At 72.0% G+C, this 26436-nt stretch carries 26 protein-coding genes and 8 tRNA genes; 12 read left to right on the top strand and 22 right to left on the bottom strand.

Annotation, left to right across the window (positions count from 1 at the left end; all coding sequences use genetic code 11):
- Nucleotides 1-8: 8 nt before the first annotated feature.
- The 11 genes from ruvB to pgsA all read right to left on the bottom strand — a co-directional run bounded on the left by ruvB (nt 9) and on the right by pgsA (nt 9027).
- Nucleotides 9-1076 carry a Holliday junction branch migration DNA helicase RuvB gene (gene ruvB / locus ACIG5E_RS13965; RefSeq protein ID WP_396533644.1) on the bottom strand — a complete coding sequence of 356 codons (1068 nt, stop codon included), beginning with the start codon at nt 1074-1076 and terminating at the stop codon, nt 9-11.
- A 76-nt stretch (nt 1077-1152) separates the two neighbouring features.
- Nucleotides 1153-1764 (bottom strand): Holliday junction branch migration protein RuvA, encoded by a 612-nt coding sequence (gene ruvA / locus ACIG5E_RS13970; RefSeq protein WP_396533645.1) that lies wholly within the window; start codon nt 1762-1764, stop codon nt 1153-1155.
- The gene (gene ruvC / locus ACIG5E_RS13975; protein ID WP_396533646.1) at nt 1761-2336 is read right to left on the bottom strand and encodes a crossover junction endodeoxyribonuclease RuvC; all 576 of its coding nucleotides are present in this window, start codon (nt 2334-2336) and stop codon (nt 1761-1763) included. The genes ruvA and ruvC overlap by 4 nt, the downstream gene beginning before the upstream one ends.
- 161 nt (nt 2337-2497) lie before the next feature.
- Complete coding sequence (locus tag ACIG5E_RS13980; RefSeq protein ID WP_396533647.1) at nt 2498-3256, bottom strand: YebC/PmpR family DNA-binding transcriptional regulator; 759 nt, start codon at nt 3254-3256, stop codon at nt 2498-2500.
- Nucleotides 3257-3344: 88 nt separating this feature from the next.
- Entirely contained in the window at nt 3345-3962 is a 618-nt protein-coding gene (gene pdxT, locus ACIG5E_RS13985; RefSeq protein WP_396533648.1) for a pyridoxal 5'-phosphate synthase glutaminase subunit PdxT, read from the bottom strand.
- A 96-nt stretch (nt 3963-4058) separates the two neighbouring features.
- Nucleotides 4059-4970, bottom strand: coding sequence for a pyridoxal 5'-phosphate synthase lyase subunit PdxS (gene pdxS, locus ACIG5E_RS13990; RefSeq protein WP_030286348.1), 912 nt, complete (start codon nt 4968-4970; stop codon nt 4059-4061).
- 128 nt (nt 4971-5098) lie between these two features.
- Complete coding sequence (locus ACIG5E_RS13995; RefSeq protein WP_396533716.1) at nt 5099-5599, bottom strand: hypothetical protein; 501 nt, start codon at nt 5597-5599, stop codon at nt 5099-5101.
- A 103-nt stretch (nt 5600-5702) separates the two neighbouring features.
- Nucleotides 5703-6065, bottom strand: a complete 363-nt coding sequence (locus tag ACIG5E_RS14000; protein WP_396533649.1) for a 5-carboxymethyl-2-hydroxymuconate Delta-isomerase — start codon at nt 6063-6065, stop codon at nt 5703-5705.
- Between the two features lie 107 nt (nt 6066-6172).
- Nucleotides 6173-7357, bottom strand: coding sequence for a glycosyltransferase family 4 protein (locus ACIG5E_RS14005; RefSeq protein WP_396533650.1), 1185 nt, complete (start codon nt 7355-7357; stop codon nt 6173-6175).
- A 40-nt stretch (nt 7358-7397) separates the two neighbouring features.
- Nucleotides 7398-8363 carry a phosphatidylinositol mannoside acyltransferase gene (locus ACIG5E_RS14010; RefSeq protein ID WP_396533651.1) on the bottom strand — a complete coding sequence of 322 codons (966 nt, stop codon included), beginning with the start codon at nt 8361-8363 and terminating at the stop codon, nt 7398-7400.
- A gap of 16 nt (nt 8364-8379) precedes the next feature.
- On the bottom strand, nt 8380-9027 hold the full coding sequence (gene pgsA, locus ACIG5E_RS14015; protein ID WP_396533652.1) for a phosphatidylinositol phosphate synthase: 648 nt from the start codon (nt 9025-9027) through the stop codon (nt 8380-8382).
- Between the two features lie 403 nt (nt 9028-9430).
- Here pgsA and ACIG5E_RS14020 point away from each other — a divergent pair, with 403 nt between their 5' ends.
- Nucleotides 9431-11479 (top strand): elongation factor G-like protein EF-G2, encoded by a 2049-nt coding sequence (locus tag ACIG5E_RS14020; RefSeq protein ID WP_396533653.1) that lies wholly within the window; start codon nt 9431-9433, stop codon nt 11477-11479.
- Here the strand turns inward: ACIG5E_RS14020 and ACIG5E_RS14025 are convergent.
- Nucleotides 11467-11910, bottom strand: coding sequence for a thiol-disulfide oxidoreductase DCC family protein (locus ACIG5E_RS14025; protein WP_396533717.1), 444 nt, complete (start codon nt 11908-11910; stop codon nt 11467-11469). The two genes, ACIG5E_RS14020 and ACIG5E_RS14025, sit on opposite strands and share 13 nt — an antisense overlap.
- Nucleotides 11911-12109: 199 nt before the next feature.
- On the opposite strand from ACIG5E_RS14025, the gene ACIG5E_RS14030 reads away from it, so the two are divergent.
- A complete protein-coding gene (locus ACIG5E_RS14030) occupies nt 12110-13756 on the top strand; it encodes a hypothetical protein (RefSeq protein ID WP_396533654.1) in 1647 nt (548 codons plus the stop codon).
- A 70-nt stretch (nt 13757-13826) separates the two neighbouring features.
- Here the strand turns inward: ACIG5E_RS14030 and ACIG5E_RS14035 are convergent, their stop codons facing one another.
- The 4 genes from ACIG5E_RS14035 to ACIG5E_RS14050 form a co-directional block, all read right to left on the bottom strand.
- Nucleotides 13827-14387: an HIT family protein gene (locus ACIG5E_RS14035; RefSeq protein ID WP_396533655.1), complete on the bottom strand. Its 561-nt coding sequence runs from the start codon at nt 14385-14387 to the stop codon at nt 13827-13829.
- Nucleotides 14388-14473: 86 nt separating this feature from the next.
- Entirely contained in the window at nt 14474-16453 is a 1980-nt protein-coding gene (gene thrS, locus ACIG5E_RS14040; protein ID WP_396533656.1) for a threonine--tRNA ligase, read from the bottom strand.
- Nucleotides 16454-16541: 88 nt separating this feature from the next.
- Nucleotides 16542-17708: a hypothetical protein gene (locus ACIG5E_RS14045; protein WP_396533657.1), complete on the bottom strand. Its 1167-nt coding sequence runs from the start codon at nt 17706-17708 to the stop codon at nt 16542-16544.
- Nucleotides 17709-17740: 32 nt separating this feature from the next.
- A complete protein-coding gene (locus ACIG5E_RS14050; RefSeq protein WP_396533658.1) occupies nt 17741-18295 on the bottom strand; it encodes a DUF4365 domain-containing protein in 555 nt (184 codons plus the stop codon).
- 150 nt (nt 18296-18445) lie between these two features.
- On the opposite strand from ACIG5E_RS14050, the gene ACIG5E_RS14055 reads away from it, so the two are divergent.
- The gene (locus ACIG5E_RS14055) at nt 18446-19213 is read left to right on the top strand and encodes a 3'-5' exonuclease (RefSeq protein ID WP_396533659.1); all 768 of its coding nucleotides are present in this window, start codon (nt 18446-18448) and stop codon (nt 19211-19213) included.
- 60 nt (nt 19214-19273) lie between these two features.
- Here ACIG5E_RS14055 and ACIG5E_RS14060 read toward each other — a convergent pair.
- Nucleotides 19274-19345: transfer RNA gene (locus ACIG5E_RS14060), tRNA-Val, on the bottom strand.
- 212 nt (nt 19346-19557) lie between these two features.
- Nucleotides 19558-19629: transfer RNA gene (locus tag ACIG5E_RS14065), tRNA-Val, on the bottom strand.
- A 447-nt stretch (nt 19630-20076) separates the two neighbouring features.
- Between ACIG5E_RS14065 and ACIG5E_RS14070 the strand changes: the two genes are divergently transcribed.
- Nucleotides 20077-20490, top strand: coding sequence for an SsgA family sporulation/cell division regulator (locus tag ACIG5E_RS14070; RefSeq protein WP_030056266.1), 414 nt, complete (start codon nt 20077-20079; stop codon nt 20488-20490).
- Nucleotides 20491-20907: 417 nt separating this feature from the next.
- Nucleotides 20908-21477, top strand: a complete 570-nt coding sequence (locus ACIG5E_RS14075) for a CGNR zinc finger domain-containing protein (protein ID WP_396533660.1) — start codon at nt 20908-20910, stop codon at nt 21475-21477.
- A 27-nt stretch (nt 21478-21504) separates the two neighbouring features.
- Here the strand turns inward: ACIG5E_RS14075 and ACIG5E_RS14080 are convergent, their stop codons facing one another.
- Nucleotides 21505-21960 carry a hypothetical protein gene (locus ACIG5E_RS14080; RefSeq protein WP_396533661.1) on the bottom strand — a complete coding sequence of 152 codons (456 nt, stop codon included), beginning with the start codon at nt 21958-21960 and terminating at the stop codon, nt 21505-21507.
- A 111-nt stretch (nt 21961-22071) separates the two neighbouring features.
- Here ACIG5E_RS14080 and ACIG5E_RS14085 point away from each other — a divergent pair, with 111 nt between their 5' ends.
- On the top strand, nt 22072-22572 hold the full coding sequence (locus ACIG5E_RS14085; protein WP_396533662.1) for a DsbA family protein: 501 nt from the start codon (nt 22072-22074) through the stop codon (nt 22570-22572).
- Nucleotides 22573-22600: 28 nt separating this feature from the next.
- Here the strand turns inward: ACIG5E_RS14085 and ACIG5E_RS14090 are convergent, their stop codons facing one another.
- The 3 genes from ACIG5E_RS14090 to ACIG5E_RS14100 form a co-directional block, all read right to left on the bottom strand.
- Nucleotides 22601-23458 (bottom strand): GNAT family N-acetyltransferase, encoded by an 858-nt coding sequence (locus tag ACIG5E_RS14090; protein WP_396533663.1) that lies wholly within the window; start codon nt 23456-23458, stop codon nt 22601-22603.
- Nucleotides 23459-23538: 80 nt separating this feature from the next.
- On the bottom strand, nt 23539-24369 hold the full coding sequence (locus tag ACIG5E_RS14095) for an aminotransferase class IV (RefSeq protein WP_396533664.1): 831 nt from the start codon (nt 24367-24369) through the stop codon (nt 23539-23541).
- 12 nt (nt 24370-24381) lie between these two features.
- Nucleotides 24382-25470, bottom strand: a complete 1089-nt coding sequence (locus ACIG5E_RS14100) for a chorismate-binding protein (RefSeq protein WP_396533665.1) — start codon at nt 25468-25470, stop codon at nt 24382-24384.
- Nucleotides 25471-25800: 330 nt separating this feature from the next.
- On the opposite strand from ACIG5E_RS14100, the gene ACIG5E_RS14105 reads away from it, so the two are divergent.
- From ACIG5E_RS14105 to ACIG5E_RS14130, 6 genes are all read left to right on the top strand, one after another.
- Nucleotides 25801-25873, top strand: a tRNA-Gly gene (locus ACIG5E_RS14105).
- Between the two features lie 40 nt (nt 25874-25913).
- Nucleotides 25914-25987, top strand: a tRNA-Cys gene (locus ACIG5E_RS14110).
- Nucleotides 25988-26021: 34 nt separating this feature from the next.
- Nucleotides 26022-26093: transfer RNA gene (locus ACIG5E_RS14115), tRNA-Val, on the top strand.
- A 41-nt stretch (nt 26094-26134) separates the two neighbouring features.
- Nucleotides 26135-26206, top strand: a tRNA-Val gene (locus tag ACIG5E_RS14120).
- A gap of 44 nt (nt 26207-26250) precedes the next feature.
- Nucleotides 26251-26322: transfer RNA gene (locus ACIG5E_RS14125), tRNA-Val, on the top strand.
- A gap of 44 nt (nt 26323-26366) precedes the next feature.
- Nucleotides 26367-26436: transfer RNA gene (locus ACIG5E_RS14130), tRNA-Val, on the top strand.

A 26436-nucleotide genomic window follows, 5' to 3' on the forward strand; every position in this document is an offset into this window, starting at 1 on the left:
CAGAGCGGTCAACTTCCGTCCGCCGGGAACAGCTCCGGCTGGGGCGGCACGCTGCCGCGAGAGGTCTGGACCGGCGGGGTCATCCCGAGGTGCTGCCAGGCGGCGGCGGTGGCGATCCGCCCGCGCGGGGTGCGGGCGAGCAGTCCCTCGCGGACCAGGAAGGGCTCGGCCACCTCCTCGACCGTCTCGGCCTCCTCCCCCACGGCGACCGCGAGTGTCGACAAACCGACCGGTCCGCCGCCGAACAGCCGCAGCAGGGCGTCCAGCACCGCACGGTCCAGCCGGTCCAGGCCCCGGGCGTCCACCTCGTAGACGTCCAGCGCCTGGCCGGCGATCTCGACGGTGACCACACCGTCGTGCCGGACCTGCGCGTAGTCGCGGACCCGGCGCAGCAGCCGGTTGGCGATGCGCGGGGTGCCGCGCGAGCGCCCGGCGATCTCGGCCGCGCCCGCCGGGTCTATCTCCACGTCCAGCAGCGCGGCCGAACGGTGCACCACCCGCTGCAGCTCCGCCGGGGCGTAGAACTCCATGTGCCCGGTGAAGCCGAAGCGGTCGCGCAGCGGCGGCGGCAGCAGGCCGGCCCGGGTGGTGGCGCCGACCAGGGTGAAGGGCGGGAGCTCCAGCGGGATGGCGGTGGCGCCCGGGCCCTTGCCGACGATCACGTCGACCCGGAAGTCCTCCATCGCCATGTAGAGCATCTCCTCGGCCGGACGGGACATCCGGTGGATCTCGTCGAGGAAGAGCACCTCACCCTCGGTGAGCGAGGAGAGGATCGCCGCGAGGTCCCCGGCGTGCTGGATGGCCGGGCCGGAGGTGATCCGGATCGGGGCGCCCAGCTCGGCGGCGATGATCATGGACAGGGTGGTCTTGCCCAGCCCGGGCGGGCCGCTCAGCAGCACGTGGTCGGGCGCACTGCCGCGCTTGCGCGCCGCCTGCAGGACCAGGGACAGCTGCTCGCGCACCCGCTCCTGGCCGATGAACTCGTCCAGCAGCTTGGGGCGCAGCGCGGCCTCCACCGCCTGGTCCTCGCCGTCGGCGGCGGCCGTGACCAGCCGGTCAGCGGGTTCCTCGTACATCCTCGCGGGCTCCAGGGGTGTCAGCGGTGTCGGCGGTATCGGCGGTGTCGACAAACGGACAGATCGTCAGGTGGATTCAGCGGGCGCGGTTGAGGCCGCGCAGGGCGAGCCGGAGCAGCGCGCCGACGTCCGGCGTCTGCTGCGCCTCCGCCTCCGGGGTGACGGCCGCGACCGCCTCGTCCGCCTCGCGCGGGGCGTAGCCGAGGCCGGTCAGCGCGGAGTGCAGCTGCTCGCTCCACGGCGCCGGGCCACTGGCGATCGGCTTCTGCGCGGGCACCGCGCCGTGCGGGGCGCCCAGCTTGTCCTTGTACTCCAGCAGCAGCTTGGCCGCCTTCGCCTTGCCGATGCCCGGCACCGCGACCAGCGCCTTCTCGTCCCCGCCCGCCACCGCCGCACGCAGCGCGTCGGGGCTGTGCACGCCGAGGATCGCCTGGGCCAGCTTGGGGCCGACGCCCGGCGCGGCCTGCAGGATCTCGAACACGGCGCGCTCGTCGTCATCGGCGAAGCCGAACAGGGTCAGCGAGTCCTCCCGCACCACCAGCGAGGTCGCCAGCCGGGCCGGCTCGCCCAGCCGCAGGCCGGCCAGGGTGTTCGGGGTGCACTGGACGGCCATGCCGACCCCGCCCACCTCGACCACCGCGACTCCGGAGGCAATGGCCGCCACGGGTCCTTGTACGAAGGCGATCACCGGACGGTGTCTTTCACAGGAGCGGTGCCTTTCAGGGAGGAAGGGGCTTTCAGGGGGGTGGCGCGGGCGGCCTGGACGGCGGCCTGCAGCCGGTTGGCCGCCCCGCCGCGCCAGATGTGGCAGATCGCCAGCGCCAGCGCGTCGGCGGCGTCGGCGGGCTTGGGCGGGGCGTCCAGCCGCAGCAGGCGCTGCACCATGGCCGTGACCTGGGCCTTGTCCGCCCGGCCGGAGCCGGTGACGGCGGCCTTGACCTCGCTGGGGGTGTGCAGGGTGACGGGGATGCCGCGCCGGGTGGCGCAGAGCATCGCGACCGCGCTCGCCTGGGCGGTGCCCATCACCGTCCGCACGTTGTGCTGGGCGAAGACCCGCTCGACCGCGACCAGGTCGGGCCGGTGCTCGTCCAGCCAGCTTTCCAGGCCCTGCTCGATCAGCAGCAGTCGCTGCCCGATCTCGGCCTCGGCCGGCGTGCGCACCACGCCCACCCCGGCCATCCGCAGCGGCCGGCCCGGCGCACCCTCGACCACGCCGACCCCGCACCTGGTCAGCCCCGGGTCCACACCCAGCACCCGCACGTCACGCCCCGCCTCTCTGCGACTCCCGCCCCAAGGCGAACGACCTCCGCAGGCTACCGCCCGGGTCCGACAACCCCGCCGACGACACCGGCCCGGCGGTCCTTGGACCACCGGGCCGGGCAGTGAGAACGATCACTCGCCGTCGATCGATCGACGCCGTGTCACTCGGCGTCGAGCTGCGCACCGACCTCGTCGGAGATGTCGAAGTTGGCGAAGACGTTCTGCACGTCGTCGCTGTCCTCCAGCGCGTCGATCAGCTTGAGGATCTTGCGGGCGCCGTCGACGTCCAGCTCGACCTGCATGCTGGGGAGGAAGTTGGCCTCGGCCGAGTCGTAGTCGACGCCGGCGTCGACCAGCGCGGTGCGCACGTCGACCATCTTGGAGGCCTCGGAGACGATCTCGAAGGAGTCGCCGAGGTCGTTGATCTCCTCGGGGTCCTGGTCGAGGACGATCTCGAACAGCTTGTCCTCGTCCACGCCGTCAGCCTTGGGGACGATCACGACGCCCTTGCGGGTGAACAGGTAGGACACCGAGCCCGGGTCGGCCATCGAGCCGCCGTTGCGGGTCATCGCGACGCGCACGTCGGAGGCCGCGCGGTTGCGGTTGTCGGTGAGGCACTCGATCAGGACGGCGACGCCGTTCGGGCCGTAGCCCTCGTACATGATGGTCTGGTAGTCGGCACCGCCGGCCTCCAGACCGCCACCGCGCTTGACGGCACGGTTGATGTTGTCGATCGGGACCGAGCTCTTCTTCGCCTTCTGGATGGCGTCGTAGAGGGTCGGGTTGCCCGCCGGGTCGGGACCGCCGGTCTTCGCCGCCACCTCGATGTTCTTGATCATCTTGGCGAAGAGCTTGCCGCGCTTGGCGTCGATCACGGCCTTCTTGTGCTTGGTGGTAGCCCACTTAGAGTGGCCGGACATCGCCAGCTCCTTTACGTCGCCATTGGAAATGAACAGATGAGATCTTACCGGTGTCGTCACCGGTGAGGCGCACACGGCTACCGGAGCCCTACTCGCCGGCGAGGTGCTCCTCGACCATCTTCACGAAGTAGGCGTGCACCCGGTGGTCGCCGGTGAGCTCCGGGTGGAACGAGGTGGCCAGCAGGTTGCCCTGGCGCACGGCCACGATCCGGCTCTCCGGCCCGTCCGCGCCGGGCAGCTCGGCCAGCACCTCGACGCCCGCGCCGACCGACTCGACCCAGGGGGCGCGGATGAAGACGCCGTGCACCGGCGCGTCGTCCAGGCCCTTGAAGGCGATGCCCGACTCGAAGGACTCGTTCTGACGGCCGAAGGCGTTGCGGCGCACCGTCATGTCGATGCCGCCGACACTCTCCTGGTCCTCCCGGCCGTCGAGGATCTTGTCGGCCAGCATGATCATGCCCGCGCAGGTGCCGTACGCCGGCATCCCGGCCGCGACCCGCTCGCGCACCGGGTCCATCACGCCGAACAGCAGCGCCAGCTTGGACATGGTGGTGGACTCCCCGCCGGGGATCACCAGCGCGTCGACCTCGGCCAGCTCCTCGGCGCGGCGCACCGGACGGGCGAGCGCGTCGGCCTCGGCCAGCGCCACCAGGTGCTCGCGGACATCGCCCTGCAGGGCGAGGACGCCGATGACGGGAGTGCTCACGGTCTTCAACCTCAATCGATCGTTACTACGGACGTACGCGGCTCGGCCCGCCGCACACCGAGGCGCTGCGGCGGGCCGACGAAGGGGAGGGAGCGATTACCAGCCGCGGTTGGCGTAGCGCTCGGTCTCCGGCAGGGTGTCGCAGTTGATGCCGACCATGGCCTCGCCCAGGTTGCGGGAGGCATCCGCGATGATCTTCGGGTCGTCGAAGAAGGTGGTCGCCTTCACGATGGCGGCGGCGCGCTTGGCCGGGTCGCCCGACTTGAAGATGCCGGAGCCGACGAAGACGCCCTCGGCACCCAGCTGGCGCATCAGCGCGGCGTCGGCCGGGGTGGCCACGCCACCGGCGGAGAACAGCACGACCGGCAGCTTGCCGAGCTCGGCGACCTCCTTGACCAGCTCGTACGGGGCGCGCAGCTCCTTGGCGGCGGCGTACAGCTCGTTGTGGTCCAGCGCGCGCAGGTGGCCGATCTCGTTCTTGATCTGGCGCAGGTGGCGGACGGCCTCGACGACGTTGCCGGTGCCGGCCTCGCCCTTCGAGCGGATCATGGCCGCGCCCTCGGCGATGCGGCGCAGGGCCTCGCCCAGGTTGGTGGCACCGCAGACGAAGGGGGTGGTGAAGGCCCACTTGTCGGAGTGGTTGACCTCGTCGGCCGGGGTCAGCACCTCGGACTCGTCGATGTAGTCGACACCGAGCGACTGCAGGACCTGGGCCTCGACGAAGTGACCGATGCGGGACTTGGCCATCACCGGGATGGAGACCGCCTCGATGATCTCCTCGATCATGTTCGGGTCGGACATGCGGGCCACGCCGCCGTCCTTGCGGATGTCGGCCGGAACCCGCTCCAGAGCCATGACGGCCACCGCGCCGGCGTCCTCGGCGATCTTCGCCTGCTCGGCGTTGACCACGTCCATGATCACACCGCCCTTGAGCTGCTCGGCCATGCCGCGCTTGACCCGGGCGGTACCGATCTGCGGCTGGTCTGCGGTGGTGGGGGTGGTGGACACGTGAGACCTCACTCGAAGATGAACCAGTGCTATCGCCCTATGGTAGGCGGAACGGGTGGCCCAACCATGCGCCACCAAGTCCAGCCCGGACGACGGGATGCGACAAACGGGCCGTATCCGGGGACAGCCTAAGCAGGCGCCCCCTCCGGCGTGAGGGCGGGCGGCGGAGCGTCGTCCATCTCGAAGGCCATCGGGAACGGCGCCTTGCCCGCCAGCCGGAAGTACCGCACCAGCCGGTGCTCCCGCACCGCCCGCGCCGCCCGCACCGCGTCGTTGTGGAACCGGCGGGCCATCGGCACCCGCCGCACCGCGGCCGTCAGATCACGAAGCGCGTCCTCGCCGCCCGGCTCGGCCACCAGCGCCGCCACCTGCTCCGGCTCCGCCAGCACCGCCCGCAGCGCCAGGCTCAGCTGGCTCTCCGCCACCTCGCGCTGCTCGTCCTCGGCCTGCCGGGCCGCGTGCGCCGCGTCCAGCAGCAGCAGCGAGGCCGCCGGATCCAGCAACGAGGACGTCGCCAGCTCCACCGCCACCGAGGCCCGGCGGACCAACTGCGCGTCCAGCGCCGCCCGCGCCGCGTCGATCCGGGCGTGCAGCCGGTCCAGGCGCCCGGCCGTCCAACTCAGGTACATGCCGAACAGCACCACGGCCACGCCGGCCCAGATCCAGGTAGTCACGGGCCGCTACGTTACCGGGTGTCACCGGCCACCCCGCCCGGCGTCAGCCCCAGGGCCCTCAGGCCGTCGCGCTGCGGTAGCTGTCCCGGTCGATGTCCTCGATGTTCACCGCGGTGAACAGCCGGCCCCCGGACGGCGCGGTGACGTGCTCGGCCAGCAGCGCGATGACGCCCTCGCTCAGCGCCGCCTTCGCCTCCGCGGTACGGCCCGGGAACACCTGGAACTCGACGTACACCTGGGCGTCGCCCTCCGGCCCGGTGCTGCCGACCACCAGCTCGTCGCTCTGCCGAAACAGGGTCTTGCAGGACTCCGGCTTCGCGTCGATGGTCTCCTCCGCCAGCCGGTTGATCGCCAGCCCCAGCGCCCGGCGGTCGAAGGTCCCGGCCAGGCTCGACGAGTAGTCGACGGAAATCTGCGGCATCGGTTGCCCCCATGAGTCACACGAATCGAGCGGTACGGTCGCCTGACCCTAACGCCGCTGACATCCCGGCCCTTCCCCGGGCCCCGCCCGCGACGATCGGCCCGCGATCAGTCCCTGGCCAGCCCGAACCGGCCCCGCCGCCCGCTGCGCACGTCCTCCTCGACCACCGCGGCCGCCCCGGCCGTCACCGTCTCGTACACCGCCAGGATGTCCGCTCCGACCGTCGACCAGTCGAACCGCCGCACGTGCCGCGAGGCCGCCTTGCGCAGCTCCTCCAGCCGCGCCGGATCCCCCAGTAGCCGCAGCGCCGTACGGGCCAGCGCGTCCGCGTCCTCCACCGGGAACAGCTCCCCGGCGTCCCCGCCGTCCAGCACCTGCTTGAACGCGTCCAGGTCGCTGGCCAGCACCGGGGCGCCCGCCGACATCGCCTCCACCAGGATGATCCCGAAGCTCTCGCCCCCGGTGTTCGGCGCCACGTACAGGTCCACGCTGCGCAGCAGCCGGGCCTTCTCCCGGTCCGAGACCATGCCCAGGAACTCCACCTGCCCGCGGACCTCCGGCGGGAGGGCGGCCACGGCCTCCTCCTCGTCACCCTTGCCCGCGACCAGCAGCCGCACCCCCGGCCGCTCGGCCAGGATCCTCGGCAGCGCCGCCAGCAGCGTCGGCAGGCCCTTGCGCGGCTCGTTGATCCGGCCGATGAAGCCGATCGTGCCCGGCTCCCCCGCCGCCGCACCTCCGGTCCACCGCTCGTCCGGCTCGGCCCCCGCGAAGAACCCGACGTCCACCCCGTTCGGGATCACCACGGCGTCCCCGCCCAGGTGCTCCACCAGGGTGCGCCGGGCGTACTCCGACACCGCGATCCGGGCCCGCATCTTCTCCAGCCCCGGCTGCAGGATCGGCGAGGCCGCGATCATCGCCCGCGAGCGCGGGTTCGAGGTGTGGAAGGTACCCACCATCGGGCCGGTGGCCGACCAGGCCGCCAGCATCGACAGGCTCGGCGAGGCCGGCTCGTGCACGTGCAGGATGTCGAAGCGCCCCTCGCGCAGCCACCGCCGCACCCGCGCCGCCGACAGGATGCCGAAGCTCAGCCGCGCCACCGACCCGTTGTACGGCACCGCCACCGCCCGCCCCGCCGAGACCACGTACGGCGGCAGCGCCTCGTCGTCCTCGGCCGGCGCCAGCACCGACACCTCGTGGCCCAGACCGATCAGGTGCTCGGCGAGGTCCCGGATGTGGAACTGCACCCCGCCGGGGACGTCCCAGTCGTACGGGCAGACGATGCCGATCTTCACGGGTCCTCAAGCTCCTTCGGGCAGGTCGTACGGGCCGGGCTCAGGCCTCGGAAGCCTCGGCGGCGGGCTCTGCGGCGGGCTCGGGACGCGCCTCGACGGGCCCGCCCCCCACCGTCTCACGGGCCGGCAGGTCGGCCAGCCAGAACTTCTGCAGCATGTGCCAGTCCTGCGGGTGCTCGCTGATCCCGCGCTGCCACACGTCCGCCATCGCCTGGGTCATCGCCAGCGTCCGCGCCTTGCGGTCGCCCTCCTGGGGCACCGGCACCTCGGGGTGGATGGTCCCGCGCAGCACCGGGCCGTCGTACCACAGCGTCACCGGCAGCAGCGCCGCCCCGGTGCGCTGGCACAGCGCCGCCGGCCCGGCCGGCATCCGGGTCGGCTCACCGAAGAACGACACCTGGATGCCCGCCTCCGAGAGGTCCCGGTCCCCCACCAGGCAGACCAGCTTGCCCGCGCGCAGCCGGCGCGCCAGCGTGCCGATCACGTTCACCCCGCCCCCGGTCAGCGCCAGGACCTCCATGCCCTGGCCCTCCCGGAACGCGACGAACCGGTCGAACAGCCGCTCCGGCTTCAGCCGCTCGGCGACCGTGGTGAACGGGTGGCCCAGGTGCGCTATCCAGGTGCCCGCCAGGTCCCAGTTGCCCATGTGCGGCAGCGCCACCACGACGCCCCGCCCGGACTCCAGCGCCTCCCGCAGGTGCTCCAAGCCGTCCACCTGGACGTCCCGGAGGACCCTCTCCCGGCTCCACACCGGCAGCCGGAAGGACTCCATCCAGTACCGCAGGTACGAACGCATCCCGGCCCGCGACAACCGCCGCAGCGCCGCCTCGTGCAGCCCCGGCCGCACCCGGCGCAGGTTCGCCTCCAGCTGGCGCACCCGCGGGCCGCGGCGGCGCCAGGCGTAGTCCGCCAGCCGGTCGAACAGCCACCGCGCCACCGGCTCCGGCAGGTGCTTCAGCACCGCCCACCCCAGCGCGTACGCCCAGTACACCAGTCGGTCCGTCACCGCAGGACGCCCCCCATCAACTCCCGGCCGCCGCTCGGTCGGCCTCGAACGCCTCACGGCGCACGGTCAGCATCCGCTGGAACACCGTCACCAGACTGCCCGCCGCCACCAGCCACAGCGCCACCGGCAGCAGCCACTCCACGTACGGCACCCCGAACTCGTGCAGACCCGCGACCCCGGCCGCCACCAGACTGGCCACCAGCCGCTCGGCCCGCTCCACCAGCCCCGACACGTCACACGGCAGGCCCTGGCTCTCCGCCCGCGCCTTGGTGTACGACACCACCAGACCACTGGCCAGACAGAAGATCGCCACCGCGCACAGCAGGTTGTTGTCACCCTTGCCCGCGTACCACATCGCCAGACCACCGAAGATCGCCGCATCCGCGACCCGGTCCAGCGTGGAGTCCAGGAACGCCCCCCACTTGCTGCTCCGGCCCAGCTGGCGGGCCATGTTCCCGTCCACCAGGTCCGAGAAGATGAACAGCGTGATCGTGATGGTGCCCCAGAAGAACTCCCCACGCGGGAAGAACACCAGCGCACCGGCCACCGAACCGGCGGTACCGATCAGCGTCACGGCGTCCGGGCTCACGCCCAACCGGATCAGGAACGCGGCGAACGGGGTCAGGACACGTGTGAAGAAGGCACGCGCGTATTTGTTGAGCATGGCCTTCCCAGCCGCTCCGATCTCCCAGGTACCCGCCTGGCGCAGCACACGCGGCAGACGGCCGGACGAATGAGCCCGCCCGGCGCACCCATCGTAGCCACGCCCGGGACGGCCTCCGTCGCGCGCACCGCCGGACGACACCCCGGCCACCGCCCACGCACGGACGGTCACACGACACGCGCCCGACCGGACCCGACCAGAGGCGTGCCGCGCGGATCAGGCCGGAGCCAGCGACGCCTGGGCACGCGCCTCGCCGCGTTGTCGTCGGTCGCCAATGCTCCGCAGTGGCTCCCTCCTCCGCCTTGCGATGCACGCACCCAGACGCCGCGGCCTCGTCCAGCCTGATCCGCGCGGCACGCCTAGACTGCCAAAGACAGCCTCGGCGCCACGGGAGGAGACCCCGATGCCCGACCGCAGCACCGCACGAGCCGGCCAGGCACCCGCCGTCACCGGCCCTCAGGACCTGCGCAACGTCGTCCTCATCGGCTCCAGCGGTGTGGGCAAGACCACCCTCGCCGAATCCCTCGCCCTCGCCGCCGGCGCCACCGGCCGCGCCGGACGCGTCACCGACGGCACCACCGTCTCCGACCACGAGGACATCGAGCACCAGCAGCAGCGCTCCGTCCAGCTCTCCCTGCTCCCGCTCGAATGGAAGGGCGTCAAGATCAATCTGATCGACCCGCCCGGCCACCCCGACTTCGCCGCCGACCTGCGTGCCGCCCTGCACGCCGCCGACGCCGCCGTCTTCGTCGTCTCCGCCACCGACCCGGTCGCCGCCCCCACCCGCGCCCTCTGGCGCGAGTGCGCCGCCGAGGGCATCCCCCGCGCCATCGCCGTCGCCAAACTCGACCTCGCCCGCACCGGCTTCGACGACATCCTCACCACCTGCCACGACGCCTTCGAACTGGGCCCCGACACCCTGCGCCCGCTCTTCCTGCCCGTCCTCCACGACGGACACCCCGACGGCAGCGTCGACCTCCTCACCGGCGACACCTACGGCGACGCCACCCCCCTGCCCGACACCGGCCCCGCCCACGACAGCCTCGTCGAAGCCATCTCCGGCCAGGACGACACCCTCATGGAGCGCTACCTCTCCGGCGACCCCCTCGACACCGACGCCCTCGAAGCCGGACTGCGCCGCGAAGTCCTCTCCTGCGCCCTCCACCCCGCCGTCCCCACCAGCGAGAACGGCCTCGGCGCCGCCGAACTCCTCGACCTGATCGCCCACACCTTCCCCAACCCCACCGAACGCACCCGCCCCGCCCCCGACTGCGACCCCGACGCCCCGCTCGCCGCCCAGGTCGTCCGCGTCACCGGCGACGCCTACGTCGGCCGGATCAGCCTGCTGCGCCTGTACGCCGGCACCCTGCGCCCCGACACCAAGATCCACCTGGTCGGCCCCGCCCACACCGCCGACCAGAACGGCGACGAACGCGTCACCGGGCTCACCAGCCCCTTCGGCAAACTCCAGCGCCCCGTCCCGCACGCCGTCGCCGGCGACCTCGTCTGTGCCGCCAAACTCACCACCGCCCGGGCCGGCGACACCGTCCACGATCCCGGCCACCCCGTCGAACTCGACGGCTGGACCCTGCCCGAACCCCTGCTGCCGATCGCCGTCGAAGCCCACAGCAAGGCCGACGACGACAAGCTCTCCCAAGCCCTCACCCGGCTCGGCGCCGAAGACCCGGCCCTACGGCTCGAACAGAACCCCGACACCCACCAGCTCGTCCTCTGGTGCACCGGCGAGGCCCACGCCGAGGTCGTCCTCGACCGGCTGCGCACCCGCCACGGCGTCCACGTCGACACCGTCGAACCCAAGGTCGCCCTGCGCGAGACCTTCGGCACCGCCGCCGCCGGCCACGGCCGGCTCGTCAAACAGTCCGGCGGCCACGGCCAGTACGCCATCTGCGACCTCGAGGTCGAACCCCTCCCGGCCGGCTCCGGCTTCGAGTTCCAGGAACACGTCGTCGGCGGCGCCGTCCCCAAGCACTTCATCCCCTCCGTCGAGAAGGGCGTGCGCGCCCAACTCGCCAAGGGCGTCGCCACCGGCTACCCGCTCGTCGACGTCCGGGTCACCCTCACCGACGGCAAGGCCCACTCCGTCGACTCCTCCGACGCCTCCTTCCAGAACGCCGCCGCCCTCGCCCTGCGCGACGCCGCCGAGCACGCAGTCATCCGCCTGCTCGAACCCGTCGCCGCCGTCAGCATCCTGCTGCCCGACGAGTACCTCGGCGCCGTCCTCGGCGACCTCTCCGCCCGCCGCGGCCGCGTCCTCGGCACCGAGACCGGCGGCCGCGGCCTCACCCTGCTGCGCGCCGAAGTCCCGGAGCTCGAACTCGTCCGCTACCCGGTCGACCTGCGCTCGCTCACCCACGGCACCGCCGAGTTCTCCCGCGCCTACCTGCGCCACGAACCCATGCCCGCCGCCCTGGCCGACCGCTACACCGACTGAGCGGGCTTCCGGTTCGGCAGCGCACACGCCGCCGTACCCCCCGGCATCCGGTGCCGGTTGCGCGACACCCAGCGGTACACCACACCCGCCACCGGACGCACCGGCCCCAGTGCCATCAGCGCACCCAGGTACGCCCACGCGCCCCCGGAGCGCATCAGCACCCGCGCCACCGCCTGCGCGCCCCCGTACACCCGGCCCGCCGGCGTCACCCACAGCACCTCGCGCCCGGCCCGCTCGGCCGACACCTCACCCCGGCCACCCGCCAGCGCGTCCAACTCCGCCAGCTCCGCGAACTGGAACGGCACCGCCTCCCAGCCCCCCGAGGCCAGCGTCTGCCGCAGGTACTTCTCCCCCCAGCGCACACAGGACGAGCAGAACGCGCAGTCCCCGTCGAAAACCAGCACCGGATCCTTCACGGCAACCCCCTTCATCGACTCCACCGTTCATCCTCCTCCACCCCCGACCGACCGGCTCGGGCGGGTATCGACCCGGCCGAAAGCGGGCATCATGCCTGTCAGGCCGGGCGCGGCCGGAACGTGACGGTTCGTCACGGTACTTCAGACGATCATCCGCGCGGGGGTGCCACGGCACGGTAACCTGCCGCTGACAAGGGGAGGAGGGGACGCCACCGTGCCCACACTCGACATGACCCCGGGTGCGCAGATACCCCGGACCGACGCCGGCCCGCAGACCGCCGTCACCCAGGCGCTCTCCTCGGCCGCCTACCGCGACGGCGAGATCGGCAAGTTCGTCGAGGACGTCGCCGACGTCAAGGAGAAGAAGGGCCGCTTCGCGCTCTTCCGCCCCAACCTCGGCGAGGCCTTCAGCAAGGCGCTGATCTCCCGCACGCTCGGCGGCGACCGCAAACCCCTCGTCCCGTCCTTCGGCGTGGACACCCGCCAGATCGTCGAACACTGCCTCGCCGCCGAGGAACTGCGCCACACTCGCGACCGGCAACTCAGCACCGTCACCGTCGTCACCGGCCTGCTGTTCCTCCCCGGCACCCTGATCTGGCTCGGCGCCTTCCAACTGCGCGCCTGGCTCAAGCGCGACAACGCCCGCGGCGCCGACACCTACGGCGCCCTCGCCCTCATCGCCGCCGCCGTCCTCGCCGCCTTCCTGCTGCTCCGCCCCCCGGCGGACGGCGTCCTGGGCATCTACCTGCGGATCACCATGCTCGCCCCGGTGCTCGGCTGGTACCTCGCCCGCCGCATCGTCGAGCGCTCCGCCAAGGACCTCCGCGGCCGCTGGCAGGACCTGGTCGAGGGCAGCGCCGTCGCCGCCACCGTCGCCAAGGCCGTCCCCCGCGACGACCTGGACAAGAAGGCCAACGAGCTGCGCGACAAGCTCGGCCGCCTGGACGCCGAGCAGGAGACCAACGTCCACCACTACGCCGGCCCCAAGGGCATCCTCGGCGCCGGCCGCCGCTGGGGCGAGTGGCGCCTCGCCGACACCCTCCATCCCGCCGAGGGCCACGCCGACTTCCGCGCCTTCCACCCCTGGGACCTGATCCGCCGGATCTCCGCCCACCTCAAGGGCCTCGGCGTCAGCCACGTCGCCAACAGCGGCATCCCCAATGTCGCCATCAAGCAGTGGGTGGTCTTCGACATCAGCGAGGGCGCCGACGAGATCAGCCGCCCCGACGGCGCCGACATGGACGGCGAGCGGATGCGCGACTTCGCCGTGCAGAGCCTCGCCGACAAGCAGACCTTCCCCGGCGGCCCCCGGCACTACCTGGCCACCCAGTTCATCACCCACGACGGCAAGCTGGTGATCACCTTCACCGTCACGGTGACCCTGCTCGCCAACGTGCTCAGCATCTCGGTGGCCGGCTACGCGCTCGGCCCGGTCAAGGGCGTCTTCTTCGACAAGCCGAAGGACAAGGAGAAGTCGATCGCCAGGACGGTGAAGTTCTGGGAGGAGCACACCGTCAAGCTCCCGCTGATCGACAACGACGAGGTGGTCCGCCAGGCCGTCCGCGCCCCCTTCTACCGGATGCCCGGCCTGCTCGGCTGGCTCGGCGGCGGCCTCGGCCTGCCCGAACCCTTCGGGCTGCGGCACTCCTGGGTCAACACCGCCTGGAACAACCGCTCCATGGTCGACAACGCGCTCAACGCGTCCGTCCCGGTGCTCAACGCGGTGCACACCGCCACCCTGGAGTTCCTCCAGGAGCACGACCTGGACGCCGACCGCTTCTTCAAGAACCGCACCTCGATCATCAAGTCCGAGGCGCAGGGCAGCCGCCCGTACAAGGTCGACCAGTTCGACGCCGGCTGATCCGGACGCACGAGGAGGGGCCCGCCACCGAACTCCCCGGTGGCGGGCCCCTCTTCGGCACTCCGCGGACTCAGCCCTGCGGCCAGACCTCGGCCAGCATCTTGCGGGTGTCCGCCAGCAGCTGCGGCAGCACCTTGGTGTGGCCGACCACCGGCATGAAGTTGGTGTCCCCGCCCCAGCGCGGCACCACGTGCTGGTGCAGGTGCGCCGCGATCCCGGCGCCGGCCGCCGCGCCCTGGTTCATCCCGATGTTGAACCCGTGCGCCCCCGAGGCCGCGCGCAGCGCGGCCATCGCCCGCTTGGTGAAGTCCGCCAGTTCGGCCGTCTCCGCCTCGTCGAGGTCGGTGTAGTCGGCCACGTGCCGGTACGGGACCACCATCAGGTGCCCGCCGTTGTACGGGTACAGGTTCAGCACCGCGAACACGGCGCTCCCCCGGGCGATGATCAGCCCGTCCTCGTCGCTCAGCGACGGGATCGAGCAGAACGGACAACCGTCGTCCGGAGCCGGGCCGGTGGGCTTGTTCTCACCCTGGATGTACGCCATCCGATGGGGGGTCCACAGGCGGCGGAAGCCGTCCGGCTCACCGACACCCCGCTGCAGTTCCGGCTCAGTCGTCATGCTGATCAGCATATTCGCCCAACCGTGCTTGCAAAGCCGCGCGGGGCAGACTCTTGAAGAGCCTGCCCCGCGCGATCCCCGCCAGGACGGGGCCTGTGTCACACCTGGATGCGGTTCTTCACCGCGTCCACGATCTCGGCGACGGCCTCGGCCACCGGCACGCCGTTCTTCTGCTCACCGTTGCGGTAGCGGAAGGAGACCGCGCCCGCCTCGACGTCGTCGTTGCCCGCGATCAGCATGTACGGGGTCTTGGACTTCTGCGCGTTGCGGATCTTCTTCTGCATGCGGTCGTCCGAGGTGTCCACCTCGACCCGGATCCCGTGCTTCTTCAGCTCGGCCGCGACCTCCAGCAGGTACGGCACGTGCTCGTCGGTGATCGGGATGCCGGTCACGGTGACCGGGGCCAGCCACGGCGGCATGGCACCGGCGTAGTGCTCCAGCAGCACCGCGAAGAAGCGCTCGATCGAACCGAACAGCGCGCGGTGGATCATGACCGGCCGCTGACGCGAGCCGTCCGCAGCGGTGTACTCCAGGTCGAAGCGCTCCGGCAGGTTGAAGTCCAGCTGGATCGTCGACATCTGCCAGGTACGGCCGATCGCATCCTTCGCCTGCACCGAGATCTTCGGGCCGTAGAAGGCCGCGCCGCCCGGGTCCGGAACCAGCGGCAGCCCCTGCTTCTCGGCCACGGCGGCGAGGACGCGGGTGGCCTCCTCCCAGGTCTCGTCCGAGCCGACGTACTTCTCCGGGTCCTTGGTCGACAGCTCCAGGTAGAAGTCGGTCAGACCGTAGTCACGAAGGAGGTTGAGCACGAAGGTCAGCGTGGAGTCGAGCTCGTCCGACATCTGCTCGCGGGTGCAGTAGATGTGGGCGTCGTCCTGCGTGAAGCCACGGGCACGGGTCAGACCGTGCACGACACCCGACTTCTCGTAGCGGTACACCGTCCCGAACTCGAAGAGGCGCAGCGGCAGTTCACGGTACGAGCGGCCGCGCGCGTCGAAGATCAGGTTGTGCATCGGGCAGTTCATCGGCTTGAGGTAGTAGTCCACGCCCTCGTCGAGCTGCATGGGCGGGTACATACCGTCCGCGTACCAGTCGAGGTGGCCGCTCTTCTCGAAGAGCTTCCCCTTGGTGGCGTGCGGGGTGTAGACGAACTCGTAGCCCTCTTCCTCGTGCCGCTTGCGCGAGTAGTCCTCCATGGCGCGGCGGATGATGCCGCCCTTGGGGTGGAAGACGGCGAGGCCGGAGCCGATCTCCTCCGGGATGGAGAAGAGGTCGAGCTCGTTGCCGAGCTTGCGGTGGTCGCGCTTCTCGGCCTCGACGAGGAAGTCCAGGTGGGCCTTGAGCTCGTCCTTGGTCGGCCAGGCGGTGCCGTAGATGCGCTGCAACATGGGGTTCTTCTCGCTGCCGCGCCAGTAGGCGGCCGCGTTGCGCATCAGCTTGAACGCCGGGATGTGCCGGGTGCTGGGCAGGTGCGGGCCGCGGCAGAGGTCGCCCCAGCACTGCTCGCCGCTCTTGGCGTCCAGGTTGTCGTAGATGGTGAGCTCGCCGGCGCCGACCTCGACGTCGGCGCCCTCGCCGGCGGTGGCGGCGGAGCCCTTGAGGCCGATCAGTTCGAGCTTGTACGGCTCGGCGGCCAGCTCCTCGCGGGCGTCCTCGTCGGTGACCACGCGGCGGGAGAACTTCTGCCCGCGCTTGATGATCTCCTGCATCTTCTTCTCGATGGCCTTGAGGTCATCGGGGTGGAAGGGCTTCTCGACGTCGAAGTCGTAGTAGAAGCCGTCCTTGACCGGCGGGCCGATGCCGAGCTTGGCCTCGGGGTAGAGCTGCTGCACGGCCTGGGCCATGACGTGCGCGGTGGAGTGGCGCAGGATGTCGAGGCCGTCCTTGCTGTCGATCGCGACCGGCTCGACCTCTTCGCCGTCCTGGAGGACGTGGGCGAGGTCCTTGAGCTGGCCGCCGACGCGGGCGGCGATGATCGAGCGGTCGTCGGCGAAGAGCTCGGCGGCCGTAGTGCCCGTCGTCACCACGCGCTCTTCCCGATCGGGTTCGCGGCTGATGGTTACCCGGACGTCCGTCACCGGTCTCTCCTGACGTGCTGGATTTCAGAGGACGCAACACTGCGCTGCGCGTGACGATGGTACCGAGAGCGCCACCCGCACCGTGCACTCAGGACCTGTCTCCCCTTTCCTGGAGCCCCTTGAGCAGCCGCTCGCGCTCGTCCTCCCCCCAACCGCACAGTTCCAGGCCGTGCGGCCTGGTCAGCCGGCGGAATCCGTCGCGCCGCTCCAGGCGGCCGGAGACCCGGACCGGGACGCCGGAGAGGTGGGCCTCGGCGGCGAGCCGGTAGTCGGCGTCGGGCAGGCGCAGCTTGAGTTCGCGGACCTCGGCGCCGTCGAGCACCCGCAGTCGCACCGAGCCCGGTCCGGACGGGTCGGCGCGCTTGAGCCGGACCACCACGGCGACCACGGTGACGTCGACGGCGGGCTCGATCCGTTCCAGCAGTTCGGCGGCCTCGGTCAGGGCGGGCAGGTCGCCGGGGGAGAAGTCGAGGTCGATGCGGCGGTCGCCGAAGCCGCCCGGGGTTCCGGCGGCGGGCGACCAGGCGACGGTGAGCCGGGCGGCGGTGGCGCCGCGCACCAGGTCCTCGACGGACTGGACGAGTTCCCGGCTGACTCCGGACCGGACGGCGTTCTCGAAGGCCTCGGGCCCGCCGCTGACCCGGCGGTAGTCGACGGCGTCGCGCAGCGCCTCCAGGGCGCGGACGAGTGTGGTGACGGCGGTCCGGCCCTCGGGGGCGGGGGTGTAGGCGGTGAGGGCCGCACCCTGGTCGACGACGCCCTGTTCGACGACCAGGACCCGGTCCAGGAAGTCCCCGGCGAGGCCGTCCAGCCGGGCGCCGTAGTAGGCGGCGGCGGTGCGGCCGGCCTTGGCCCCGGCGGCGAGCATCGCGCGGGCTGCCCGCTGGAGCCGTTCGGCGTCGTCCCAGGGGGTGGCGTCGGCGGGGCCGGGCAGTTCGCGGCGCCAGCTCAGCTCGTCGCCGGGGACGGCGAGGGCGAGCAGGATCGAGCGGGCGGAGGGGGTGCGGGAGCGGGAGAGGGCAGTGACGGCGTCGGTGAGGAGTTCAACGGCGTCGTCGAAGCCGTCCGCGGTGGGGACGAGGAGGCTGGTGCCGGGTTCGCCGTCCGGCGGCGTCCAGCGGCCGTACCGGGCGGCGGGCCCGCCGCGGCGGACCCAGCCGTGCCGGGCGAGCAGGGTGGCGAGCACCGCGGGGTCGACGGTGGCCGGGTCGGGCAGGGCCGGGGCGTGGCCGTCCGGTCCGTGCGGCAGTGTCATGGGCGTGGTTCCTCGCTGCCGGGGCCGGGTGGTCACGGGCTGTCGCCCGCGCCGACCCGGGCCATGATGTCGCAGAGCGCGCGGTCGTCGAAGACCTTGTCGGTGGGCACCCGGACGTTGGTTCGCCGTTGTCCGGTGACGGGGTGGCCGGCCAGGTTGACCCAGTAGCAGCAGTGCCGCAGTTCGAGGGCGTCCGGGCGGGCCCGGAGCCAGTGGTCGACCTGGCGGGGCAGCAGCATCACGACCAGGATGCGCGGGACGGCGACCCGGGCGCGGGCGAGCTTGCGCAGATGGTCGTTGTCCAGGGTGAAGCTGAAGAACGGCCCGGCGGGGTCGGGCGCGATCTGCTGGGTCGCCTTGAGCTGGATCTTGATGGTGACCTCGTCGTCCACCTCGTGCTCCCGGGAGCCGTGGCTGACCTGCCAGTCGATGCCGTTGTCCGGGAACGGTTGGGAGAGCGAGCAGCCGGCCGCGGCGGCGACCGCGTGCAGGTAGCCGACCTGCAGCGTCTCCATGCACGCGGTGACCGCGAGGTTCCCCCTGAGTGTGGCCGCCGCCTCGTCGGGCTGCGGCTGGGTCAGTGCCATCGCCCCGTGGCCTCCCCCGGCTCCGGGCCCGTCCCGGTTCGGACGGGACTGTCTTGGGCAGGATCCCCGGTCGGGGCTGGGCCAAACGGGTTGAGCGGGCGTCAGAAGCGGGTATCACCAGGACGCGGAACGCACGCCTGAGGGGCAGTCATGCAGCAGCACTGGTACACCGGCCCACTCGCTTCCTTCGACACCGAGACGACCGGCGTGGACGTGGAGACCGATCGGATCGTCTCGGCCGCCCTGGTCGTCCAACTCGCCCCGGGCGCACCGGCGCAGACCACCACCTGGCTCGCCGATCCGGGCGTGCCGATCCCGGACGGCGCCCGGGCGGTGCACGGCATCACCGACGAGCAGGTCCGGGTGTACGGCCGGCCGGCCAGGGTGGTGGTGGCGGAGGTCACCCGCGCGCTGGCCGCCCAGGCGCGGGCCGGCCGCCCGGTGGTGGTGATGAACGCGCCCTACGACCTGACGCTGCTGGACCGCGAGTTGCGTCGCCACCACGGGCTGACGCTGAACGCCGGGCTGGACGGGGCCGGGCTGGTGGTGCTGGATCCGCGGGTGCTGGACAAGCACGTGGACCGCTACCGCAAGGGCCGCCGGACGCTGACCGACCTGTGCGCCCACTACGGGGTGGACCTCACCGGGGCGCACGACGCGGCGGCGGACGCGACGGCGGCCATGTCACTGATCCGGCGAATAGGCGCCCGCTATCCGGCCGCGCTCGGCGGACTGTCGGCCGCGGAGCTGCACCTGCGGCAGGCGGTCTGGCACGCGGCGCAGGCGCGCGGGCTGCAGGCCTGGTTCGACCGCTCGGGGACGCCGGAGCGGGTTGACCTGTCCTGGCCGCTGCGGCCGGCCCGGTGCGTCTGCGGCCGGCGGATGGAGCCCGAACACGGTTGCGAGGCGGCCGCGTAGGGCCCCGGAAACGCCACAGGCCCCGACCGGTTTCCTGGTCAGGGCCTGCGTGCTGTCCGGTGGGCGATACTGGGATCGAACCAGTGACCCCTTCGGTGTGAACGAAGTGCTCTCCCGCTGAGCTAATCGCCCGGGCAACGAGAAGAACTGTAGCACCATTCGAGGGCGGTCGTACAACTCGCTCTTCCGGGGTACGGCCGACGGATCCACAGAACTCGTGCTCCGCGCGGAAGGTGACTGGGCCTCAGCCGGATTTGCGGACGGTACTTCGGGTGGGATTCCGGAAATACATGTGAGGCCCAGCCGATAATCGACTGGGCCTCACATATCACAATGCATTCCGGTGGGCGATACTGGGATCGAACCAGTGACCCCTTCGGTGTGAACGAAGTGCTCTCCCGCTGAGCTAATCGCCCGGGTGCAGGGAAAACATTACCGCATCCCGGAGGGTGCTCCGAACACCCCGGCCGTCCACCGCCCCCACCCCGGACGCCCGGGCGGCACCCGCCCGGCCCAGCCCGGCCGCCCAAAGGCCCCGACCCGCACCTCCGCCTTCCTCCGCCGCCCACGCCTCCCGCCCGCACGCACGACTCGTCGGGCCCGGCCGCACCATCCGCTCCCCTGTTCCCGGCCCCCTCGGTGCTTCGTACGGGACGGCTACGGGCCGGCCCGGAATCCGGCCGAGAAGAACCGCCGGTAATGCCCCGGGCGGGTACTCCGCGACGATTCCGCAATGCGCCGTAAGGGGTACGACTCGCGCCCGAATCGGGACAGAGGGGTTTACATCGGTCTTGGGGGTGGGATGGTCCGTTCGCCGACGTGCGATTCCCCGAGCGCACACTGAGCGAAAGGCCATGGCGCTTATGAACACCACGGTCAGCTGCGAGCTGCACCTGCGCCTCATCGTGTCCAGCGAGTCCTCACTGCCCGTCCCCGCGGGCCTGCGCTACGACACCGCCGACCCCTATGCCGTGCACGCCACGTTCCACACGGGCGCCGACGAGACCGTGGAGTGGGTGTTCGCCCGAGATCTCCTCGCGGAGGGGCTGCACCGACCCACCGGTACCGGCGACGTCCGGGTGTGGCCGTCGCGCAGCCACGGGCAAGGGGTGGTCTGCATCGCACTGAGCTCTCCGGAAGGAGAAGCCCTGCTGGAGGCCCCGGCCCGGGCGCTTGAGTCGTTCCTCAAGCGGACGGACGCCGCGGTGCCCCCCGGCACCGAACACCGTCACTTCGACCTCGACCGGGAGCTGTCCCACATCCTCGCCGAAAGCTGACCCCGACCGTAGGCGGTCCAGCCCCGCTGTCGGCGGGGCCGTACTCCTTGCCGTCATCGCAGCCGTCCTACTCGGGGGCACGGCCGCAGACTCAGCCGCGCACGACGCGGTCTCGGGGCCGGTGAACGGCCCGCTCCCACCGGAGCGGGCCCACAGCACCGCAGGCGCCCGACAGCGAGGCCGGCCACCCGTATGGGTGGCCGGCCTCGCTGTCGGGCGCCTGCGTCTTTCTCCGGGGCCGCGCCCCGGCCGTACGGCGGGACTCGGCGCGGGGCCCGGCGACCGCTTTGGGACACTCTGACGGGATCCGCACAGGCCTTCGAACAAACGCGCCGCCCTTATGCCGCAAGGGCCGGTATGGTCTGGGGTAACCGTGGACGCGGGGTACCGGAGTCCCCCTGCGCGAGGAGTCCCAACGTGCTGATCACCCATGACACCGAGTGCGCGCTGAGCATCCTCGTCGATCTGCTCAACACCGCACCCGAGGTGTGCGGCGACGAGCGGCTGCCGGACGTCGCCGCGCTGGACGCCTTCGTGGGCCGCCAGGAGATCAGCGAGATCGACTCGCTCACCGAGGACGACCTGCACCAGGTGCGGGAGCTGCGCACCCGGCTGCGCGAGGTCTTCGGGACGGAGTCCACCGAAGAGGCCGCCGAGCTGGTCAACGCGATCGTCGCGGCCGCCGGGACGACGCCCCGGCTGGTCAACCACGACCACCACGACTGGCACATCCACTACTTCGCACCGCACGCCGCACTCGGCCCCCACCTCGCGGCCGAGCTGGGCATGGCGCTGGCCTTCATCCTGATGGCGGGCGAGCGGGAGCGGCTGCGCCGGTGCGAGGCGCCGGACTGCGCCCGGGTCTTCGTGGACCTCTCCCGGAACCGCTCGCGGCGCTACTGCGACAGCCGTACCTGCGGCAACCGGCTGCACGTCGCCGCCTACCGGGCGCGGCAGCGGTCGGCGGAGGCCGTCGCCTCCGCCTGACGCCCCCCCGGCCCGCGCGTCCGCGGCTCAGATGCCGCGCTTGCGGAGGATCTCCTCGATGTCGGCGAAGTCGCCGAGGCCGTCGTCCCGCTTGCCCGTCTGCTGCTTCTTCGGCGCCTTGGGCGCATTGGCCACCGCCGGGCGCTCGGGGGCAGACCCGGCCGCAGGCGGACGCTCCGACGGGGCCTCCACCGCGCCGCGCCGGCCCACCCAGCGGGTGGTGACCAGCAGGGCGGCGGAGACGCCGAGCAGCACGACGCCGGTCCACACCCGGGGGTCGAAGACCAGCTTGGCCGCCCAGTCGGCGAACTCCCGACCGATGGTGGTGGCCAGCGGGAACAGTCCGGTCAGGTAGAGCCCGGCGGGCAGCAGGGCCACCGCGAACCAGCGGGTGGCCGAGAGGAAGCGCCGGCGCCAGGCCCGCAGGCCCGCGACGGCCACTCCACCGGCCGTGAGAAGGAAACTGATCGCGGCGGTCAGCACGAGTGGACCCCTTCGCTTCCGATCGTCCTGGTCATCGGTGCCTCCCTGTCGGTCCGCCCTCGGGCGCACCGCCGGGCGGGGGCGGGCACCCACTAGTGGAACACTGGGGGGATGATCGATGGTTCCCTCCCCCGCCTCGAGTTCTGGTGCGACCTCCAGTGCCCGGACTGCCGCACTGCCCTGGACGACGTACGGGCGCTGCGCGCGCAGTACGGCGACGCGCTGTCCGTGGAGCTGCGGCACTTCCCGCTCGAGAAGCACAAGCACGCCTACGCCGCGGCAGAGGCGGCCGAGGAGGCGTTCGACCAGGGGCTGGGGTGGCCGTTCGTGGAGGCGCTGCTGGCCCGGGTCGAGGAGCTGGACGCGCGGGGGCAGCAGGTGCTGCTGGAGGTGGCCCGGGAGGTCGGGGCGGACGTCGAGGAGGTCGACACCGCGCTGATCGACGGCCGGCACATGCTGACCGTGGACGCCGACCAGGCCGAGGGTAAGGCGATCGGGGTCACGGGCACTCCGACGTACGTGATCGGCGGGGAGCGTCTGGACGGCGGGAAGAGCCAGGAGGGGCTGCGCGAGCGGATCGTCGCCGTCATCGAGGCGGCGCGGGCTTCCTGACGCCGACCACTGACGCTCCGTCAACTCCTCACAGCTGCTTGCCGTAGCAGCGGTTGACGACTCGGTAGCCGAGCGAGGCGTAGAGCCGCAGGGCGACCTCGTTGCCGGAGAAGACGTTCAGGCCGAGTTCGCGTACCCCGGCGGCCAGGCACTCCTGTTCGGCGAGCAGCATCAGGGTGCGGCCGTGTCCCCGGCCCCGGTGGGCCGGGGACACCTCGACCACCATGACCCAGGCGAGCGGGGTGCCGTCCGGCAGGTCGCGCAGGTGGAGGTCCACCCAGAGCGAGCCGAGCGGCTCAAGGGCCGTCCGATCGTCGCCGCCCGCTCGGTAGAGGCGACGCAGGGCGACGCCGGGGGTGTCGGCGCCCTGCTGGAGGACGTTGCGGTGGTCCAGGCGCGATTTGGCCTGGGCCTGTTCCTCGGTGAGGCCGGAGTCCACCAGGGAGCGGACGTACTCCCGGGCCGCCCGGTCGAGCCAGGCCGGGAACTCCGCGGGGCCGATCGGGCGGGCGGTGACGCCGGCGGGCAGGGCCGGGGCGGTGGTCAGGCTCTTGCCCAGGTTCCGCATCCGCTCGGTGTAGCCGAGGGCGGCGGCGAGCCCGCGGGCGATCGGAGCGGACTCGGGGACGACCACGTCCACCCGGGTGCAGCCCCAGGTGCGCAGCACTTCCTCCGCGGCCAGCGCGCCGAAGGTGCCGCGACCCCGGCCACGGCCCTCGGCGATCTCCAACTCCGATATCTCACCCCAGAGTTGACTGCCGTGCCGGGCGGACGTGGTGCGCAGTGCGCCGACCTGGTGGCCGTTGGTCAGGATCCGCCAGCGTCTGGTGCGGCCGCCGGCCGTGGTGGGTGTCTCCGGGCCCTCGGGGCGCAGCGTGGTGGTCATGTCGTGGTCCCTTCCCCTCGCCGGGAAGGTTATCCGCGCCGCCCGTGCCGTCTCCCGGGGCGCTGCCCCGGGGGGTGGGATCAGGGGTCGAGGTCGTCGCCGCTGCGCTCGGCGAAGACGGTCATGGCCTTGGCGGTGACCGGGCCGGTGCCGGGCAGTTCGCGGTCGTCGACGCGGGTCACGGCCTGGACGTCACGGGTGGTGGAGGTCAGGAAGATCTCGTCGGCGTCCTGGAGGGCGCTGAGCGGCAGGTCGGTCTCCTCGGCTCCGCACCAGTCGATGACCAGCTGCCGGGTGATGCCGGCCAGGCAGCCGGAGGCGAGGGTGGGGGTGAGCAGGCGGCCGCCGATGACCACGAAGACGTTGGAGCCGGTGCCCTCGCAGAGCCGGCCGGCGGTGTTGGCGAACAGTGCCTCGGAGGCGCCGGCGCGGTGGGCGGCGGCGAGGGCGACGACGTTCTCGGCGTAGGAAGTCGTCTTGAGGCCGGCGACGGCGCTGTGCTCGTTGCGGCGCCAGGGGACGACTGCGACGGCGGTCTCGTCGGGGCGGCGGTTGATGGCGCCGAGGGCGACGAACAGGGTGGGGCCGGTGGTGCCGCGCTCGGAGCCGAGCGGGGCGTTGCCGCCGGTGTAGGTGACGCGCAGGCGGCCGAGCGCGGCCGGGTTGGCGGCGAGGACCTGGGCGCAGGCCTCGCGGACCAGGTCGTGGTCGGGGTCGGGCAGGCCGAGGCCGCGGGCGGAGCGGGTGAGCCGGTCGAGGTGGCGGGTGACCGCGAAGGCCCGGCCGTCGACGGCCTTCATGGTCTCGAAGACGCCGTCGCCGGTGGTGAGGCCGTGGTCCAGGACCGAGACGGCGGCGTCGGCGGAGTCGACGAGGGTGCCGTTGACCCAGCTCGTGGTGCGGTTGTGCATCGAGGGCTGCTCCTAGGCGCGGTGCGACTCGTGGTGGTCGGTGTCGGTGTCACTGCCGGTTTCGCTGCCTGACGCTATCGCGACCAGGCGGGCGGCCTTCAGCTCGGTTTCCGCCCATTCGCGCTCGGGGTCGGAGCCCCAGGTGATGCCGGCACCGGTGCCGAAGCGCAGGACGGGTGCCCGCCGGTCCTGCCGGTCGAGCCAGAAGGTGCGGATGCCGACGGCGAGTTCGCCTTCGCCGCGGTCGGCGTCGACCCAGCCGACGGCGCCGCAGTAGGGGCCGCGGGGGGCCGTCTCCAGGGCGTCGATGATCCGTAGGGCGCTGGACTTGGGGGCGCCGGTGACCGAGCCGGGCGGGAAGGTGGCGGTGAGCAGTTCGGGCCAGCCCGCGCCGTCGCGCAGGGTGCCCTCGACGGTGGAGACCAGGTGGACCAGGCCGGGGTGCTTCTCGACGACGCAGAGGTCGGGGACGGTGACGCTGCCGGTCTCGCAGACCCGGCCAAGGTCGTTGCGGACCAGGTCGACGATCATCACGTTCTCGGCGTGGTCCTTGTCGAGGAGCTCGTCCTCGGTGCGGCCGGTGCCCTTGATCGGGCCGGAGGAGACGGTGCGTCCGGTGCGGTGCAGGTAGAGCTCGGGGGAGGCGGTGGCGATCTCGACGCCGTGCTCGGGCAGCCGGATGGTGCCGGCGTACGGCGCGGGGTTGCCGTGGGCGAGGAGGCCGGTGAGGGCGTCGATGTCGCTGCGGTCCGGGTCGGGCAGCGGTGCGGACAGCACTCGGCAGAGGTTGGCCTGGTAGACCTCGCCGGCGGCTATGTGCTCGCGGATGCGGCGCACGCCCGCGATGTAGGCGGTGCGGTCCAGGGAGCTGTGCCAGCTGTCGGCGTCCGGGCCGTGCCAGCCGGCGCCGGAGGGCGGGGCGGGGGCGGGGCGGACGTCGTCGAAGCGGGCGCAGGTCAACCGGCCCTCGAAGTCGTAGGCGACGGCCCAGTAGCCGGAGGATTCGAGCGCGGCCGGGTCCGAGGTGACGTCTCGCAGTCCGGTGGCCACGCGGCCTCCGAAGCGGGCGAGCGGGGTGCGGGGATCGGGGTGGCCGGACACGGTTCTCCTGCGCGGTGGTGCTGGGGCGGCGGTGCCTGAAGTGTAGGTCGGGGGCGCGGCGCCGGTCGGGTCCGCAGCTTCCCGCGCCCCCGCGTACGAGCAGCCGAGTGCGTCGGGCGGATGTGCGCCGGGTGACCTGCGGATGATCGTCCGGGAGCGCCGCAGGTGGTGGCCGGTGACCGGCCGGAAGGGCTGACGGGACGGCACGCGGCGGGCATCCCCTCGGCACGCTGCGGGAACGGATTTTTAGCTGGCCCGGGAATCCGCTAGAGTTCAACACGTCGCCGGGGAGCGCAGCCGAAGAAAAGCGGTGAAGATCCCGGGAGACAGGCGGACGTGGCTCAGTTGGTAGAGCATCACCTTGCCAAGGTGAGGGTCGCGAGTTCGAATCTCGTCGTCCGCTCGATGGAGAACAGTGTAAGATCGTTCTTCGTGTGTTGCCTGGTGGAGTGGCCGAGAGGCGAGGCAACGGCCTGCAAAGCCGTGTACACGGGTTCAAATCCCGTCTCCACCTCCAAGAGGCTCTCCCGGCTCTGCCGGGAGACCTCCCCGCGCGATTAGCTCAGCGGGAGAGCACTACCTTGACACGGTAGGGGTCACTGGTTCAATCCCAGTATCGCGCACGTCGGATCCGTCGGGATCTGCTGCAGGAACGCCTCACCAGGCGCGATTAGCTCAGCGGGAGAGCACTACCTTGACACGGTAGGGGTCACTGGTTCAATCCCAGTATCGCGCACAGTAACGGGCCCTTCGAGGCCTGCTGCACAACCGCCACACCAGGCGCGATTAGCTCAGCGGGAGAGCACTACCTTGACACGGTAGGGGTCACTGGTTCAATCCCAGTATCGCGCACAGTAACGGGCCCCTCGGGGCCTGCTGCACAACCGCCACACCAGGCGCGATTAGCTCAGCGGGAGAGCACTACCTTGACACGGTAGGGGTCACTGGTTCAATCCCAGTATCGCG

Origin of the sequence: Kitasatospora sp. NPDC053057 (assembly GCF_044546945.1) — a bacterium.
GTDB lineage: Bacteria > Actinomycetota > Actinomycetes > Streptomycetales > Streptomycetaceae > Kitasatospora.